At 50.6% G+C, this 16,719-nt stretch carries 14 protein-coding genes; 4 read left to right on the top strand and 10 right to left on the bottom strand.

All coding sequences use genetic code 11. The features are described 5' to 3' along the window. The 4 genes from ACTNE6_RS12980 to ACTNE6_RS12965 all read right to left on the bottom strand — a co-directional run bounded on the left by ACTNE6_RS12980 (position 1) and on the right by ACTNE6_RS12965 (position 4,455). Positions 1-1,230 (bottom strand): nucleoside recognition domain-containing protein, encoded by a 1,230-nt coding sequence (locus tag ACTNE6_RS12980; RefSeq protein WP_442497024.1) that lies wholly within the window; start codon positions 1,228-1,230, stop codon positions 1-3. Positions 1,231-1,452: 222 nt separating this feature from the next. Next, positions 1,453-2,817, bottom strand: coding sequence for an adenylosuccinate lyase (purB, locus tag ACTNE6_RS12975; RefSeq protein WP_442497023.1), 1,365 nt, complete (start codon positions 2,815-2,817; stop codon positions 1,453-1,455). Between the two features lie 92 nt (positions 2,818-2,909). After that, entirely contained in the window at positions 2,910-4,001 is a 1,092-nt protein-coding gene (gene mnmA, locus ACTNE6_RS12970; protein WP_442497022.1) for a tRNA 2-thiouridine(34) synthase MnmA, read from the bottom strand. Then, entirely contained in the window at positions 3,994-4,455 is a 462-nt protein-coding gene (locus ACTNE6_RS12965) for an NUDIX hydrolase (protein ID WP_442497021.1), read from the bottom strand. The genes mnmA and ACTNE6_RS12965 overlap by 8 nt, the downstream gene beginning before the upstream one ends. A 254-nt stretch (positions 4,456-4,709) precedes the next feature. On the opposite strand from ACTNE6_RS12965, the gene clpS reads away from it, so the two are divergent. Next, entirely contained in the window at positions 4,710-5,033 is a 324-nt protein-coding gene (gene clpS / locus ACTNE6_RS12960) for an ATP-dependent Clp protease adapter ClpS (RefSeq protein ID WP_027157262.1), read from the top strand. A 16-nt stretch (positions 5,034-5,049) separates the two neighbouring features. Further along, positions 5,050-7,320, top strand: coding sequence for an ATP-dependent Clp protease ATP-binding subunit ClpA (clpA, locus tag ACTNE6_RS12955; protein WP_194968421.1), 2,271 nt, complete (start codon positions 5,050-5,052; stop codon positions 7,318-7,320). Positions 7,321-7,358: 38 nt separating this feature from the next. Here clpA and infA read toward each other — a convergent pair whose 3' ends face one another. The 4 genes from infA to trxB all read right to left on the bottom strand — a co-directional run bounded on the left by infA (position 7,359) and on the right by trxB (position 10,086). Continuing rightward, positions 7,359-7,577 carry a translation initiation factor IF-1 gene (gene infA, locus ACTNE6_RS12950; RefSeq protein WP_020157601.1) on the bottom strand — a complete coding sequence of 73 codons (219 nt, stop codon included), beginning with the start codon at positions 7,575-7,577 and terminating at the stop codon, positions 7,359-7,361. A gap of 91 nt (positions 7,578-7,668) precedes the next feature. Then, positions 7,669-8,376 carry an arginyltransferase gene (locus tag ACTNE6_RS12945; protein ID WP_434484287.1) on the bottom strand — a complete coding sequence of 236 codons (708 nt, stop codon included), beginning with the start codon at positions 8,374-8,376 and terminating at the stop codon, positions 7,669-7,671. After that, complete coding sequence (gene aat, locus ACTNE6_RS12940; protein WP_442497020.1) at positions 8,376-9,068, bottom strand: leucyl/phenylalanyl-tRNA--protein transferase; 693 nt, start codon at positions 9,066-9,068, stop codon at positions 8,376-8,378. Before aat ends, ACTNE6_RS12945 begins: the two co-directional genes overlap by 1 nt. 64 nt (positions 9,069-9,132) lie before the next feature. Next, positions 9,133-10,086 (bottom strand): thioredoxin-disulfide reductase, encoded by a 954-nt coding sequence (trxB, locus tag ACTNE6_RS12935; RefSeq protein WP_194968418.1) that lies wholly within the window; start codon positions 10,084-10,086, stop codon positions 9,133-9,135. Between the two features lie 195 nt (positions 10,087-10,281). On the opposite strand from trxB, the gene ACTNE6_RS12930 reads away from it, so the two are divergent. Together ACTNE6_RS12930 and ACTNE6_RS12925 are read left to right on the top strand one after the other, a co-directional pair. Then, on the top strand, positions 10,282-12,651 hold the full coding sequence (locus ACTNE6_RS12930) for a DNA translocase FtsK (RefSeq protein WP_442497019.1): 2,370 nt from the start codon (positions 10,282-10,284) through the stop codon (positions 12,649-12,651). A gap of 2 nt (positions 12,652-12,653) precedes the next feature. Beyond that, positions 12,654-12,857: a hypothetical protein gene (locus ACTNE6_RS12925; RefSeq protein ID WP_434484283.1), complete on the top strand. Its 204-nt coding sequence runs from the start codon at positions 12,654-12,656 to the stop codon at positions 12,855-12,857. A gap of 71 nt (positions 12,858-12,928) precedes the next feature. Here ACTNE6_RS12925 and ppdK read toward each other — a convergent pair whose 3' ends face one another. Next, positions 12,929-15,691, bottom strand: a complete 2,763-nt coding sequence (gene ppdK / locus ACTNE6_RS12920) for a pyruvate, phosphate dikinase (RefSeq protein WP_442497018.1) — start codon at positions 15,689-15,691, stop codon at positions 12,929-12,931. A gap of 33 nt (positions 15,692-15,724) precedes the next feature. After that, positions 15,725-16,669 carry a histone deacetylase family protein gene (locus ACTNE6_RS12915; protein ID WP_442497017.1) on the bottom strand — a complete coding sequence of 315 codons (945 nt, stop codon included), beginning with the start codon at positions 16,667-16,669 and terminating at the stop codon, positions 15,725-15,727. Between the last annotated feature and the right edge of the window lie 50 nt (positions 16,670-16,719).

Raw genomic sequence — 16,719 nt, 5'->3', positions numbered from 1 at the left:
TCAGCCAAAGAACCAATAGGCAACAAAAATGGCGGCCATAATGCCCGCAAAATCGGCTATTATCCCACAAGCGGCGGCATGACGGATATTTTTGATGCCGACTGCGCCGAAATAAATGGCCAGCACATAAAAGGTCGTTTCCGTGCTGCCTTGTACGATCGATGACAGACGGCCGGCAAACGAATCGGCGCCCATCGTTTTCATCGTATCGATCATCATGGCCCGGGCGCCGCTGCCGCTGAACGGTTTCATCAGCGCAGTGGGCAGCGCATCGATAAAACGGTCGTCGATCATGAATAAAGAGGCCAGATAGCGCGCCAGGTCTGCCAGCAAGTCCAAAGCGCCGCTGGCCCTGAATACGCCAATGGCGACCAGCATGGCGACCAGGTAGGGAATGATGGTGATCGCAGTCTGAAAGCCTTCTTTGGCGCCGTCGATAAAAGCTTCGTAGGCATTGATGCCTTTATGGATCGCGCCGAAAATAAATACGACAACCAGCGTGTACAGAATGACATTGCTCATCAAGGCTGATTGCTCGAGCATCTGCTGCTGGGGCAGGCTTGAAAAATAACTGATGATGCCGGCTACAAGCAAGGTGAAACCGCCCAGGTAAGCCATGACGACTTTATCGAGCAGATTGATTTTCTGCACGAATGCCACGGCAAGCAGGCCACCCAGTGTTGACATATAAGTCGCTAGTAAAATGGGAATAAAAACGTCGGTCGGATTAACGGCGCCCAATTGCGCGCGATAAGTGAAAATCGTGACCGGAAACAGCGTGACCCCCGCGGTATTGATAACCAGAAACAGTATTTGCGCATCGCTGGCCGTGTCGGGATGCGGATTCAGCGTTTGCAGTTCCTTCATGGCTTTGATGCCCATCGGTGTAGCGGCGTTATCCAGCCCCAGCGCATTGGCCGAGATATTCATGACGATGGCGCCCAGCGCAGGATGGTCTTTCGGGATGTCGGGCATCAAACGGCTGAATAGCGGCGTCAGTCCTTGCGTCATTAACTGGATGAATCCGCTGCGTTCGCCGATGCGCATTATGCCCAGCCATAAGGCCAGGACGCCGGTAAGGCCTATGGAGATTTCAAATGCCGATTTCGATAGGCTGAACATCGCGGTCATGATTTGCGCAAAAACCTGTTGATCCCCCAGGAACAGCAGTTTAAACAGCGCAGTGAAAAACGCGGCGACGAAAAAGAAAATCCAGATGATATTGAGCACGGCAGGCCAGTATGAGTAATAACTGCGTGCTATTTTAATGCGGGAAAGCCGTGGTTGTCTTGCCGGGAATAAAAGAGGGCTGTGCCAGGAGCGGCGACACAGCCAGGAAGTCTGATTGTCGAGTTAGCCTAACAAGGGAGAAAGTTAACCTGTGTGACAATCGCGTTCGATTATCTCGAAAATTATTGAATTATGCTGTGAGCCGCCTCACAAAATTGATCATTAAATGTTTCTGGCCAGTTTTTCAGCATAGCCGGTGTAATTGCGCGGCGTTAATTCCAGCAAGGCTGCCTTGGCTTCAGCCGGTATGTCCAGGCTTTCAATGAAGGTTCGAAGCTGCTCTGGCGTAATGCGTTGGCCGCGGGTCAGTTCTTTTAATTTTTCATAAGGTTTTTCAATGCCGTAACGACGCATGACGGTTTGAATCGGTTCGGCCAGCACCTCCCAGTTGGCATTCAGGTCGGCTTCAATGGCTTCGACATTGATCTGCAGCTTGGAGATGCCTTTCAAGCTGGCCTGTATGGCGATGCTGGTGTGAGCGATGCCGACGCCGATATTTCTGAGTACGGTTGAGTCGGTCAAATCGCGCTGCCAGCGGGAAACCGGCAATTTTTCGGCCAAAAACGAGAACAGGGCATTGGCAATGCCTAAATTGCCTTCCGAATTCTCAAAATCGATCGGGTTGACTTTGTGGGGCATTGTCGATGAGCCGATTTCGCCGGCAATCGTTCTTTGGCGGAAATAACCCAACGAAATATAACCCCAGACATCACGGTCGAAGTCGAGCAGAATCGTATTGAAACGCGACAGCGCGTGGAAAAATTCGGCAATATAATCGTGCGGCTCGATCTGGATCGTATACGGATTCCATTGCAGCCCTAAGGATTCGACGAAGTTCTTGGAAAATTCAGCCCAATCCACATCAGGATAAGCCACGGCATGGGCATTGTAATTGCCGACGGCGCCGTTGATTTTGCCTAATAAGGCAACAGCTTCTAGTTGCTCTTTCTGGCGCAGCATGCGCGCGGCCACGTTGGCGAATTCCTTGCCGGTCGTGGTCGGGCTGGCGGATTGGCCATGAGTACGCGACAGCATGGGCTGGCCGGCCGTTTCCACGGCGATAGCTTTGATCGCATTAATGCAGTCAGTGATTTGCTTGGCGATGACTACACGGCCTTCTTTCAGCATCAGTGCGTAAGACAGGTTGTTGATGTCTTCTGAAGTACAGGCAAAATGAATGAACTCACTGACTTTTTCCAACTCAGCGTGGCCGGATATTTTTTCTTTCAGCAAGTACTCAACCGCTTTGACATCATGATTGGTGGTTTTCTCGATGTCTTTAACGCGCTGCGCATCGGCTTCCGAAAAGTTATCAACGATGCTGTTCAATAACTGGTTGGCGGAATCGCTCAGCGGGCTGACTTCGTTAATCTGCGGATGGGCGGCCAGTGTCTGCAGCCAGCGCACTTCAACCTGCACGCGAAAACGAATCAGGCCGTATTCGCTGAAAATAGGCCTTAATTCTTGCACTTTATCGGCATAGCGGCCGTCAATGGGAGAAATAGCGGTAAGAGCAAAATTAGTCATGAGTTTGTCCGAATGTTTTTGATATTTTGTCACGACGAAGCCATACCGATGCCTGATGGCAGCATAGCTTCGCATTGAATAAACTTTAGATATTATTCATTGGCTTTGGATTCAATAATGCCGCCGCCGAGGCAGATTTCCCCGTCATAAAAAACGACGGACTGGCCTGGTGTAATGGCTCGCTGAGGCTGGTCGAAAACCGCTTTGCAGCGGTCGTTGCCGATAGGCTCCAGGCGGCAAGACTGGTCCGGCTGCCGGTAGCGCGTTTTGGCGCTGCAGCGTATCGGCTGAGTCAATGGCTTGTTGCTGCACCAGTCCAATTGGCTGGCTTCCAGCACATTGTGCAGCATCAATGGATGATCGTGACCCTGGCCAACGACAAGAACATTGTTTTCAAGGTCTTTTTCGAGTACATACCACGGTTCGTCCGGCGCGTCTTTAACGCCGCCTATGCCAAGGCCTTGGCGTTGCCCGAGGGTGTAATACATCAAACCTTGATGCCGGCCGATATATTGGCCTTCCGGCGTGCGCATTTCACCGGGCTGGGTCGGCAGATACCGTTGCAGGAACTCCTTGAATTTGCGTTCGCCAATGAAGCAGATGCCGGTGCTGTCTTTTTTCTTGTGATTGGCGAAACCGGCCTTTTTGGCCATGGCCCGGATTTCGGTTTTGTGCAGATGACCGATCGGAAACAAGGTGCGCGACAGCTGTTTTTGCCCCAGCGTATAAAGAAAATAACTTTGCTCTTTGCCGGGATCGAGTCCTTTCAAAAGAAAGTATTCGCCGTTTTTTTCGCTGACGCGGGCATAGTGTCCCGTGGCAATGTATTCGGCACCCAGATCCTCGATCGCATAATTCAGGAAAGCTTTAAATTTGACGTGTTTGTTGCAGAGGATATCCGGGTTGGGCGTGCGGCCTGCCTGGAATTCGGACAGAAAGACTTCAAACACTTCATCCCAGTATTCGGCGGCAAAATTGATGGTTTTTAATTCAATGCCCAGCTTGTCGCAGACCTGTTGCGCGTCAGCGAGGTCCTGCATGGCTGTGCAGTATTCGGTGCCGTCATCTTCTTCCCAGTTTTTCATGAATAAACCGGTTACCTGATGGCCTTGTTCCAGAAGTTGTAACGCTGTTACGGATGAATCGACACCGCCGGACATGCCGACGATTATGTTTTTACGCATGATCAAGATCGAGAAATGATTGTAGTAATGATAAGGAGTGACGCTGCCCGCTAAGGTATTCATCCACGCTGATAAGCACCAAAGGGCTGCGCAAACGATGCTCTCTGGCGGCTATTTCGTCGCGGGTCAGCCAATGGGTGCCAATAATGCCGTCATCCAGTTTCTGGCTTGGGTTGTGCGAATGGCATAGTCCTGAAAAGCAGATTCTGATGAAACTTGGAAATTCCGGGTTCTTTCGCCAAAGTTGAATCGCTACGATGTGTTCGGGCTCAAAAAACCAGGCAGTTTCTTCATGAACTTCACGTTTGACGGCCGTGATCAAATCCTCTCCCTTTTCAAGATGGCCCGCAGGCTGATTGAATTGAATGCCATTGGAGGTTTCTTCTTCAACAATTAAAAAACGATTGTTCTGTTCAATCACGGCAGCAACTGTGACGTGTGGTTTCCAAACCATCGATGAATTCCAGCTGTAAAAAATGCTATTTTACTTGATTTGGCTATATTATGTTTGTAAAGATTTTTGAACTCTACTGATGAAATAAGTCAAACGGGTGTCGCAAGCGTTTCCCGGAGATATCGGTTAATGCTTGAGAATAAACTTTTCGCTAGTCGGAAAGAACGGATGTATTTTGTTATGTTTAGAGTTGAAATTTACTGATATTGGCACTATGGTTAAGCTCTTAAAATACTTTTATTATTTTCGTTGATATGTCTGATTTTGATCCATCTAAAGATAACGATGACGGTTTGGTTGTTCAGGAAGCCAAGCCCAAGTTAAAACGGCCACCTTTATACAAAGTTATCCTGTTAAATGACGATTTTACACCGATGGACTTTGTAATTGAGATTCTAATGGATTTTTTTGCTATGTCTGAAGAAAAAGCGACGCAGGTGATGTTGCAAGTGCATACGCAGGGTGTAGGTGTGTGTGGCACGTATTCTAAAGATGTTGCTGAAACCAAGGTGTATATAGTCAACGAATATTCACGTGAACATCATCATCCATTATTGTGTTCAATGGAAGAAGCATAGGTTGGAGAGATAAATTATGTTAAGTAAAGAACTTGAAATTACATTGAATCATGCTTTTAAAACTGCGCATGAAAAGCGACATGAATTTATCACGGTTGAGCATTTGCTGCTGGTGCTACTCGATAACGCTTCCGCAGAACCTATTCTGAGAGCATGTGGATGTGATATCAAGTTGCTGCGCGCGCAGTTGACCCAATTCATTGATGAGACTATGTCGTTGATTCCGGAAGGCGTGCAACGGGAAACTCAGCCTACTTTGGGATTTCAACGAGTCCTGCAGCGCGCGGTTTTTCATGTGCAGGCATCGGATAAGAAAGAAGTTTCCGGAGCCAATTTGTTTGTAGCCCTGTTCAGCGAACAGGATTCTCATGCGGTTTATCTGCTGAACAAACAGGACATATCCCGCCTGGATGTGGTCAATTATCTGGCTCATGGCATTTCAAAAGTGGATCAGGAGAAAGATTCTCCCGATGAGCGGACATCGGAGGTTGGCAGTTCTGATCCTGACGCTTCAGGTAGTCCGCTGGACAAATATGCCGTCAATCTCAATGAAGAGGCTCTGAGAGGCCGGATAGATCCGTTGATTGGGCGAGAGCTTGAGGTTGAAAGAACCATTCAGATACTTTGCCGCCGCCGTAAAAATAATCCTTTACTGGTAGGCGAGGCGGGTGTTGGTAAAACGGCCATCGCGGAAGGTCTTGCGAAAAGAATTGTCGAGGAGAATGTCCCTGAGGTTCTGCTGAACAGTACCATTTACGCGCTGGATTTGGGAGCTCTGGTTGCCGGCACCAAATACAGGGGCGATTTTGAAAAACGCCTCAAAGCTTTGGTCAGTCAGTTAAAGAAAGAGCCTGATTCGATTTTGTTCATTGACGAGATTCATACCATTATTGGGGCAGGATCTGCTTCGGGCGGCGTCATGGATGCTTCCAATCTGATCAAGCCAGTGCTGGCTTCCGGCCAGTTGCGCTGTATCGGGTCTACCACTTATCAAGAATACCGAGGCATTTTTGAAAAAGATCATGCACTGGCGCGCAGATTTCAGAAAGTCGATATTGCCGAACCTTCTGTTGAGGACACTATCCTTATTCTGAAAGGACTTAAGTCCCGCTTTGAGGAGCATCACGAGGTGAAATATTCCGCTGAGGCCTTGCGTCTGGCAGCGGAATTATCGGATCGCTATATCACGGACCGGCATTTGCCCGATAAAGCCATCGATGTCATTGATGAAGCGGGTGCAAGACAGCGTATGATGACCGAGACTGATCGCAAAGAGGTTATTGATGTCGCTGAAATTGAAGAAATTGTTTCAAAAATAGCCAGAGTTCCTGCGAAATCCGTTTCTTCCAGCGATATAGATAAGCTGGCAAATCTGGAGAAAAACCTGAAAATGCTGGTTTTCGGCCAGGACGAGGCAATCTCGGCATTGGCTTCGGCGATAAAATTATCTCGCGCAGGTTTGCGTGAATCGCAAAAAACCATTGGCGCCTTCCTGTTTGCAGGGCCTACGGGCGTAGGTAAAACCGAAGTGACGCGGCAACTGGCCAAAGTGTTGGGCGTCGAGCTGATCCGTTTCGACATGTCCGAGTACATGGAACGTCATACGGTTTCCAGATTGATCGGTGCGCCTCCCGGTTATGTAGGCTTCGATCAGGGCGGTTTGCTGACCGAGCAGGTGACCAAGCATCCGCATGCCGTATTGCTGCTTGATGAGTTGGAAAAAGCCCATCCGGACGTGTTCAATCTGCTGCTGCAAGTCATGGATCACGGTTCATTAACCGATAATAACGGACGCAAAGCCGATTTTCGCAACATCATCCTGGTCATGACTACGAATGCCGGAGCGGAAGAGGGCAGTCGCGCCTCCATCGGCTTCACCCAGCAGGATCATGCCAGCGACAGCTTGAAAGTGATCGAAAAAGGCTTCTCGCCTGAGTTCCGCAACCGTCTGGACGCCATCATCCAGTTTAAACCGCTGGATATCTCAGTTGTCGGGCATGTGGTCGACAAGTTCATCTTTGAACTCGAAGCCTTGCTTGCAGAAAAGCATGTAACGCTGACGCTGGAGCCCGATGCCCGGTTGTGGCTGGCTGAAAACGGCTGTGATCCCAAAATGGGAGCGAGACCTATGGCGCGCTTGATTCAGGAAAAAATCAAGAAACCTCTTGCTAATGATTTGCTATTCGGCAAGTTGGCGCACGGAGGCGATGTGCGGATTTACGTGGAAAACAATGAGCTTGCCTTTGCTATAGAAAGCAGAGAGCTAAGTGTGCCGGAAAACAGCTAATAAATCAGGAAGCATGCGCTGTCCCATGAACAATGGAATTAGCGCATGCGGAATGTGATGCGGCCCTTGGTTAAGTCATAAGGCGTCATTTCAACCTTGACTTTATCTCCGGTGAGGATGCGGATGTAATGTTTGCGCATTTTTCCGGAAATATGCGCTGTCACAATGTGACCGTTTTCGAGTTCAACGCGGAACATGGTATTCGGAAGGGTGTCAATCACTTTGCCTTCCATTTCGATTTGATCTTCTTTTGCCATCTGTTTTGGTCCAGGTAATATAAAGCCGCCAATGATAACATAAGCTTGTTTTTAACAACAAACGTGTATATCGAAATGGGGCTTTATTTGTCTAAAGGGATAATTCAGTCCAACAATTTTTACTAAATAACTGTAAAGGCTGATATTCACTCTTGTAAGACATTTTTTTACAGTCTTTTATCCAGAAGCCCAGGTATAAATATTCCCGCTGTTGGCGTCTGGCCTGCTCGATCTGCCATAACACGGCGTAAACGCCGAGGCTGTAACTTGAAAGTTCGGGATCAAAAAATGTATAAACAGCCGATAAGGCATTATCAAGGTAATCAACTACCGCTATGCCAGCCAGCCGGTTATTGATCGAAAATTCCACGAAACGAGTATCGCACCACGAACTGCTCAGAAAACTGAGGTACTCATCGGGACTGGAATGCGCCATGGAGCTATCATCGTGCCTCATTTTCTGATAGTGCATATACATATCGTAATGCTGTTGTTCAAAAACAGGCGGTTTAACCGTAACTTGAGTCTGGCTGTTCTTTTTCAGGCAGCGCTTCTGGGCCCTGTTGGCCTTGAATTGGTTGACCGCCAGCCTTGCCGGGATACAGGCAGAGCATTGAAGGCATTTAGGAATATAGATCTGATCACCGCTACGGCGAAAGCCTTGCTCTATCAGTAATGAATAGATAGGCGTAGTCAATTGAAATGTCGGGTGCACGAACGCGGACTGCGCCTGCTCCCCATCCAGATAACTGCAGTCATATTCCTGAGTCAGAAATAGCGGGATAGAAATTGTTGTCATCAAAGTTTCCAGGCGGATTTATTGGCGGCAGTATCGCAATATTGATTAAGCAACTCTACAAAATAAGCTCGGTCAATTTCCTGGGCGCCCAGGCTTTCCAGGTGGCGGGTATGCACCTGGCAGTCTATTAGCTGATAATCCCATAATTTAAGCTGTTCGACCAAACTGACAAAAGCTACCTTGGAGGCATCAGTCATGGTATGAAACATGGATTCGCCAAAAAAAACCTGACCCAGGGCAATGCCATATAATCCGCCGACCAGCGAGCCATTAAACCAGGCCTCTACAGAGTGAGCAAAGCCGAGCCGGTGCAGTTCGCTGTAAGCCTCGGTTATTTCATCCGTTATCCAGGTGCCCGAACTGTCTTTCCGGAGCGCCGCGCAGGCATTGATGACTTTATCAAAAGCCAGGTCGAAAGTTACCGAGAACTTGTTTTGCCGCAAAGTCTTGCGCAAGCTGCGGGAAACGATCAGCTTGTCTGGGAATAAGACCAGTCGAGGGTCTGGCGACCACCAGAGTATAGGATCTTCAGGGTTATACCAGGGAAAGATTCCGTTTCGATAAGCTTTGAGCAGTCGTGTTTTTGACAGGCAGCCGCCTACCGCAAGCAAACCATCGGGATCCCGTAGTGCCTGGCTCAATGACGGGAAGTCTTCATACGGATTATTCGGATCTAGAATTGTCAGTTGCATAATGCGGACAGAAGGCACCAGGCGGGAGTTTTCGCCTGGGTGCCTTCGCGTTTTTGCATATCTCCTATGCTAGTTCATCCAGGAATTTTTCTGCATCGAGAGCGGCCATGCAGCCCGTTCCGGCTGAAGTGATTGCCTGTTTATAAACGGAATCCATGACGTCACCCGCCGCAAATACGCCTTCGACACTTGTAGCCGTGGCATTGCCATGAATGCCGCTTTTCACTTTAATGTAGCCATTCTCCATGTCAAGTTGACCCTCGAAAATGCTCGTATTGGGCGTATGGCCGATCGCGATGAAAACACCGTGCACATCCAGTTCTTTGGTTGAGCCGTTGTGGGTATTTTTGATTCTGACGCCGGTAACGCCCATATCGTCGCCCAAAACTTCATCCAGCGTATGGTTCCACTCGATGGCTACATTGCCGTTTTCGGCTTTTTCAAGCAATTTGCTGGACAGGATTTTTTCGGAACGGAACTTATCGCGGCGGTGGATGACGGTGACTTTCGAAGCGATATTCGCTAAATACAACGCCTCTTCAACGGCAGTATTGCCGCCGCCGATAACCGCGACCGGTTTATTTCTGTAGAAGAATCCGTCACAGGTCGCGCAGGCCGAAACGCCTTTGCCTTTAAAGGCTTCTTCCGATTCCAGCCCCAAATAACGCGCTGAGGCGCCGGTAGCGATTATCAGCGCATCGCAGGTATATCTGCCGGCATCGCCGGCCAGTTTGAAAGGGCGGGCTGACAAGTCGGCCGTATGGATATGGTCAAAAATAATCTCGGTATTGAATCGCTCTGCATGCTTAAGCATTCTCTCCATCAGAGCCGGGCCTTGCAGGCCTTCAACATCGCCGGGCCAGTTATCAACTTCTGTGGTAGTGGTTAACTGACCGCCTTGTTGCATGCCAGTGATGATAACCGGATTCAGGTTGGCGCGCGCAGCATAGATGGCAGCCGTATATCCGGCAGGGCCGGAGCCAAGAATCAAAAGACGACAGTGTTTGACGTCGCTCATCAAAAATCCTCCAAAGGACAAATATAGATAAATCTTCAAGAAATTATGAAGGCGAAATACTATTTCGTAAACTTTATTCTCTAGCATTCAGAGAGAAAGCAGGCGGGCGGTTATTGAGTATACTTCTAATGTAAAATATGTGATCATTCGCCTATAATAATGTTTTATTGGAATTATTATCTGACGAGTTATGACATGGCTGCTGTGATGGAAGAAAAAACTTTTCGGGGTTTGCGCGAGGTCGCTCTACTGAGTTTTTCAGCTGGCGCATTATTCCTTCTCATTTCGCTGATCACTTTCAGCAATGAAGATGCCGGCTGGTCGCATAGCGGCGCGGCACAGACAGTTACCAACGCCTGCGGTGTCGTCGGGGCCTGGCTTTCTGATTTTACTCTCAGCATTTTTGGTTTAACGGCCTACCTGTTTCCAGCCATGATCTCCTGGTATGGTTATCTGATCTACAGGCAGGGCAGGCCAACAGACGGCAAAGTTATTACAGCCCTGCGCTGGTCAGGTCTCATCGCCACTATTGTCTCTGGAGCGGCCTTATTTTATTTGCATTTGTTAAGGGTCAGGATTGAATTGCCGGGCAGCACAGGAGGCATTTTAGGCCAGGAAACCGGAGACGCCTTGTTGATAATATTCGGCAATTCAGGAACGACTTTGTTTCTATTGGTCGTGTTATTGGCCGGCGTTACGCTGTTTACAGGGCTATCCTGGATTACGTTGCTTGATTTGATCGGTAAATCCACAGTCATCCTCTGCCGTTTTTTAGGGGCTAAAACCATGACTCTCTGGCAGATGAGCCCTCTCAACCGGATTGAGATATCTGTCAAGCCTTCTGTCCGGGTTCAGGCGCCTGAATTTTCCGCCGAGAAATCCGAAGTCAAGAAAAAGCCCAAGCCGAAAATGCTGCCTGCAATCGAAGCGGTACCCGTTATTGAAAAGGCAGTCGGAAAGACGGTGCCTATTCTTGAAAAGGCAGAAATCGCCATCTTTGAAAAAGTTGAAAAAATAAGCAAAGCCAAAAAACAACAGAACACCGATTTTTCAATTGCGGGCGAGGGTGTATTACCGCCTTTAACGCTGCTGGATGAACGTGATACGCATGTTAAAGGGTATTCCGAAAGTGACTTGGAAGAAATGTCCCGGCTGGTCGAGAGCATTCTTGAGGATTTTAATGTCGTTGTGGAAGTCGTAGGTGTGTTGCCCGGCCCCGTGATCACGCGCTTTGAACTGCAGCCGGCCGCCGGCGTTAAAGTTAGCCGCATCAGCGGTTTGTCCAAGGATCTGGCGCGGGCCTTATCGGTGACCAGTGTGCGTATTGTCGAAGTGATTCCGGGCAAGTCGGTTATCGGCCTTGAGATTCCGAATCGCGAACGCGAAATGGTAAGCCTGCGCGAGCTGCTGGCCTCAAAGAATTTTGAGAAATCGAAATCACAGCTGACGTTGGCGATGGGCAAGGATATTTCCGGTGCGCCGGTCGTCGCCGACCTGGGCAAAATGCCGCATGCCCTGGTGGCCGGTACGACGGGTTCGGGAAAATCGGTCGCCATCAATACCATGATCCTCAGCTTGCTCTATAAATCGACGCCGGAGCAGGTGCGCATGATCATGATCGACCCCAAAATGCTGGAGTTATCGGTTTATGAAGGCATTCCCCATTTGCTGACGCCGGTCGTGACCGACATGAAAGAAGCCAGCAATGCCTTGCGCTGGGCTGTCGCCGAAATGGAGCGCCGCTACAAGCTGATGTCCAAGATGGGCGTCAGAAACCTGGCCGGCTTCAACCAGTTGATTACGGATGCCGAAGCCAGGGGCGAAACGATTAGGGACCCGATGTTCCAACTGGTTAGGGAGCTTGAAGAAGGTGAAGAATTTCCGATTCTGACGACATTGCCGAGCATTGTCATCGTCATCGACGAGCTGGCCGATATGATGATGATCGTCGGCAAGAAGGTCGAAGAGTTGATCGCACGTCTGGCCCAGAAAGCCAGGGCGGCCGGCATTCATTTGATTCTGGCGACCCAGCGCCCGTCGGTCGATGTACTGACCGGCCTGATTAAGGCCAACGTGCCGACGCGGATTTCATTCCAGGTTTCTTCAAGGATCGACTCGCGCACGATTCTCGATCAGGGTGGCGCTGAAGCGTTGCTGGGCAACGGCGACATGTTGTTTTTGCCATCCGGCACCAGCATTCCGGTTCGCGCACATGGCGCGTTTGTCGATGACCATGAAGTTCATCGGGTTGTCGAGTTTCTGAAGAAAACGGCCCCGGCAAATTACCTTGATGAAATTACGCGCGAATCATCCGATTCCGGCGACGGTTTCAGCATGGGTGGCGGTGGCGGTGGCGGCGGGGAAGGCGATCCGCTGTATGACGAGGCCGTGCAGTTTGTCACTGAATCACGAAAGGCTTCAATCTCCAGTGTGCAGCGGCGCTTCAAGGTCGGCTATAACCGTGCCGCCTCCATGATCGAAGAGATGGAAGCGGCGGGCGTTGTCAGTCCGGCCGAGTCCAACGGCTCGAGAGTGGTTTTGGCGCCGCCTCCGGTCAGGGATTGACGATGAATATTGCAATTATTGGTGTGGTCATGGTGATTATTGCCGTCATCGGCGGTGTCTTTTTCGTCAGACGGCACACCGAACAGCCGCAGATACAAGTAAAAATGGTGCTTTTCGGACTTTATTTCTGGGGGCTCATTTTTGTGGAAATAATTATTCTGGCTCTGGTTTACGCCCTGAACCAAAAGTTTCATTTTTTCCAGTGAGTGTGGGGCGACTTTAGTCGCCTTTATCCAATAGATTTAAGTAATAAAGACTTCAAAATAGCAATTGCCGATCAATCATAGGGCTCTTCATTCTCCCTATAGTCATTCTCTAATAATTTGGCATGTGCGGCGGCGAGCCTTGCCACCGGTATGCGCGGCGCCGAGCAGGAGACATAGTCCAGCTTGATGTGGTGGCAAAAACGGATGGATTGCGGATGCCCGGCCTGTTCCCCGCAGATGCCGATTTTGATATCGGGCCGGGTCTTGCGGCCCAGTTCCACAGTCATCTTCATGAGTTGACCGACACCTTTGACATCCAGCACTTCAAAAGGGTTGTCTTCAAGCAGTCCCACTTCGTTATAAAGCGGCAGGAACTTGTTTTCGGCATCCTCGCGCGAGAAAGAGAAGGTCGCCTGCGTCAAGTCATTGGTGCCGAACGAAAAGAATTCGGCGATTTCCGCCAGCTGTCCGGCACGCGTACAAGCGCGCACCGTCTCGATCATGGTGCCGAACTTGAAATTCAGTTTGAGCCCATAAGAGGCCTCAATTTCCTGCTGTATGTCGATGACATATTCTCTGACCCGTCTCAGTTCCTGAGCAGTAATAACCTGCGGAACCATGATTTCCGGCGCAATGCTTAATCCCTGCTGAATGCAGAGGGCAGCGGCCTCGAGGATGGAGCGGATCTGCATCCGGTAAATTTCAGGATACGACATGCCCAAACGCACGCCGCGGTGGCCGAGCATCGGATTGACCTCGTACAGATCGCGGACTTTTTTCAGCATCAGCTGTTTCTTGGCGATGGTTTTGCGAATGACATCTTTGTTCAGCAGATTGAACGGCGCGGGCAGTTCTTCATGTTCGCCCAGCATTTCCAACGTGACGCGCTGGCCTTTGGCAATAATTTCATACTGTTTGAGTGCCTGTATTTCATCTTTTAACTGCTGTTCGCCGGGCAGAAATTCATGCATGGGCGGATCGAGCAGACGCACCGTGACCGGGAGCGGCGACATCACCGTAAACAGCTGGATAAAATCCTCCCGCTGTATCGGGAACAGTTTCTTCAACGCGGCTTCGCGGCTTTTCTGGTTGTCGGCCAGTATCATATCGATGACCAGCGGCAAGCGGTCCTTAGCATTGAACATGCGCTCCGTGCGGCACAAGCCGATGCCGGCGGCACCGTAATCGATGGCCAATCGGGCGCCGGCCGGCGTATCGACATTGGCGTATACTTTCAACTCTGCATAGTGATCAGCCCAAGCTAACAAAGTCTGGAGATCGCCGGAAACAGAGGGCGTAACCGTCGGAATTTCACCCAGATAGATCAGGCCGGAACCGCCATCGATGGTGATGATGTCGCCTTCCTGTATATGGACATGGCCGACGATGGCCTGGCGTGACTTGACATCGATTCTGATATCTTCGGCGCCAGCCACACAGGCTTTGCCCATGCCGCGCGCGACAACCGCAGCGTGGGAGGTTTTGCCGCCCCGGCTGGTCAGTATGCCCTGGGCGGCAAAAAAGCCGTGGATGTCCTCAGGCTTGGTTTCCTCGCGCAGCAGGATGACTTTTTCGCCGGCGCGGCCCATCATTTCGGCGATATTGGCGTCAAATACGCATTTGCCGCAGGCGGCGCCCGGCGAGGCCGGCAGCCCCTGTGTCAATGGCGGTATTTTATTATTCGGGTCCAGTTGCGGGTGCAGCAATTGTTCCAGTAACTCCGGATCGATGCGCAGCAGCGCCCGTTCCTTATCGATCAGTCCTTCATTGGTCAAGTCAACGGAGGTTTTGACCATGGCCGTAGCGTTCATTTTGCCATTGCGGGTTTGCAGGCAGTAGAGTACGCCGCGTTCAATCGTGTACTCGTAATCCTGAACTTCCCGATAATGGCGCTCGAGCTTATCGCGCAGCTCAACCAGTTGCCGGTACATATCCGGCATTTCCACAGCCATTTCCTGAACTGGCTTAGGCGTTCGGATGCCGGCCACGACGTCCTCACCCTGGGCATTGACGAGGTATTCGCCGTACATTTCATTGGCGCCGGTGCCCGGATTGCGCGTAAAGCCGACACCGGTCGCGCTATCATTGCCCATGTTGCCGAATACCATCGCTACAACATTCACGGCCGTGCCGTTAGCCATTGCCGGCGTGATGCGGAATTCGCGTCGGTAATCGACGGCGCGTTTGCCCATCCAGGAATTGAACACGGCTTTAATGGACAGTTCCAGCTGTTCATATACGTCTTCGGGAAACGGCCGGCTGGTTTCGTTGCGCACCACCTGTAAGAACAGCTCGCAGGTCTGTTTCAGGTCATCCGCGCCCAAATCGGTGTCTGTCTTGACACCGGCCTGATGTTTGATGTTTTCGAAATGCACGTCGAACTTTTCATCGGCGATGCCCAGGGCGACTTTGCCGAACAACTGAATGAAGCGGCGGTAGGCGTCAAAGCCGAAGCGCGGGTCTTGCGTTTCTTCTATTAGCGCTTCCAACGTGATTTGATTCAAGCCCAGATTCAGGATCGTATCCATCATGCCAGGCATCGATAGCGCCGAGCCGGAACGTACCGAGACCAGCAACGGTCTGACCGGTGCGCCGAATACTTTGCCTGTCGTCTGCTCGACTATGCGCATCTGCAGCTTGACTTCATCCATCAAGCCGATGGGCAGCTGTTGATTTTTCAGGTAGTCCAGGCAGGCTTCCGTGGTAATGACAAAGCCGGGCGGCACATTCAGGCCGATCTGGGTCATTTCGCAAAGATTGGCACCTTTGCCGCCTAACAACACTTTATTTTTACCGTCACCTTCGTGAAAAGAATAAATATACCGAGTCGTCATGCCTGCCCCCTGAAAAACAGTGAAAATGAGTGTTTATTTGCCGGTTTGTACCTCGGGCGCCAACAATGTTTTGACATGAACGGCAACACTGGCGGCCAGGGCTTTCAGGTTGTAACCGCCTTCCAGTATTGAAATCATTCTGCCTCCGCAATAGATGCCGGCAATCTCCATCAGTTCCTGAGTAATCCATTGGTAATCGTCTTCAACGAGCCTGATTGATGCCAAAGGATCGTCCTTGTGCGCGTCAAAGCCGGCTGAAACAAGCAGCAACTCTGGCTTGAAGGTTCTCAGCGCCGGTAAAATGATTTTGTTGTATTTTTGCCTGAACTCCAGGCCTGACTCGCCGGCTGCCAGCGGCACATTAATGATATTGCCGACGCCGGTTTCATTCGGATAGCCCGTGCCGGGATAATGCGGTACTTCATGACTGGAGGCATAAAGCACAGCCGGTTGCTCATAAAAAGCCGCCTGCGTGCCGTTGCCGTGATGGACGTCAAAATCCACGATGGCGATGCGCTTGAGCTGATGGTGCGTGCGGGCGTATTCGGCGGCGATGGCGATATTGTTGAATAGGCAGAAGCCCATGGCCCGCTCGGCTTCGGCATGATGGCCGGGAGGGCGTACCGCGCAAAAAGCGTTGTCGGCTTCGCCAGCCAGGATCTTGTCGACGGCATCGCAAACGGCCCCCACAGCCCGCAAGGCGGCTTTGCCCGAACCGGGCGAAAGCACCGTGTCGGAGTCCAGATAGTGCAGCCCATGCCGGGGTACGGCATTCAACACGTTATCGATATGCGCTTGCGTATGGATCAGTCTGATCTGCTGCTCTGTACCAAGCGGCGGCGATGCTTTGATTAAACCCGAGAACTCTGGAGCGTCCAGGACACCGGCTATGCTTCTGAGCCGGTCGGCGCTTTCCGGATGGCTTATGCCAGTGTCGTGAAGCAGGAAATCGGCATGGCTGTAATAAAGTGTCTTCACGACGCCTCGCTTTCAAGAATCTGTTAAAATAAGCTTCTTTTCTACCGATT

The sequence above is a fragment of the Methylobacter sp. sgz302048 genome (assembly GCF_052162025.1).
Lineage (GTDB): Bacteria > Pseudomonadota > Gammaproteobacteria > Methylococcales > Methylomonadaceae > Methylobacter.
The sequence above is the reverse complement of the archived record's forward strand: the minus strand, read 5'-3'. Positions and strand labels throughout refer to the sequence as shown.

Bases quoted from the DNA above. Each gene is read 5' to 3' on its own strand.
- purB (WP_442497023.1), bottom strand. From the start codon at position 2,817: ATGACTAATTTTGCTCTTACCGCTATTTCTCCCATTGACGGCCGCTAT.
- mnmA (WP_442497022.1), bottom strand. From the start codon at position 4,001: ATGCGTAAAAACATAATCGTCGGCATGTCCGGCGGTGTCGATTCATCC.
- ACTNE6_RS12965 (WP_442497021.1), bottom strand. From the start codon at position 4,455: ATGGTTTGGAAACCACACGTCACAGTTGCTGCCGTGATTGAACAGAAC.
- clpS (WP_027157262.1), top strand. From the start codon at position 4,710: ATGTCTGATTTTGATCCATCTAAAGATAACGATGACGGTTTGGTTGTT.
- clpA (WP_194968421.1), top strand. From the start codon at position 5,050: ATGTTAAGTAAAGAACTTGAAATTACATTGAATCATGCTTTTAAAACT.
- infA (WP_020157601.1), bottom strand. From the start codon at position 7,577: ATGGCAAAAGAAGATCAAATCGAAATGGAAGGCAAAGTGATTGACACC.
- ACTNE6_RS12945 (WP_434484287.1), bottom strand. From the start codon at position 8,376: ATGACAACAATTTCTATCCCGCTATTTCTGACTCAGGAATATGACTGC.
- aat (WP_442497020.1), bottom strand. From the start codon at position 9,068: ATGCAACTGACAATTCTAGATCCGAATAATCCGTATGAAGACTTCCCG.
- trxB (WP_194968418.1), bottom strand. From the start codon at position 10,086: ATGAGCGACGTCAAACACTGTCGTCTTTTGATTCTTGGCTCCGGCCCT.
- ACTNE6_RS12930 (WP_442497019.1), top strand. From the start codon at position 10,282: ATGGCTGCTGTGATGGAAGAAAAAACTTTTCGGGGTTTGCGCGAGGTC.
- ACTNE6_RS12925 (WP_434484283.1), top strand. From the start codon at position 12,654: ATGAATATTGCAATTATTGGTGTGGTCATGGTGATTATTGCCGTCATC.
- ppdK (WP_442497018.1), bottom strand. From the start codon at position 15,691: ATGACGACTCGGTATATTTATTCTTTTCACGAAGGTGACGGTAAAAAT.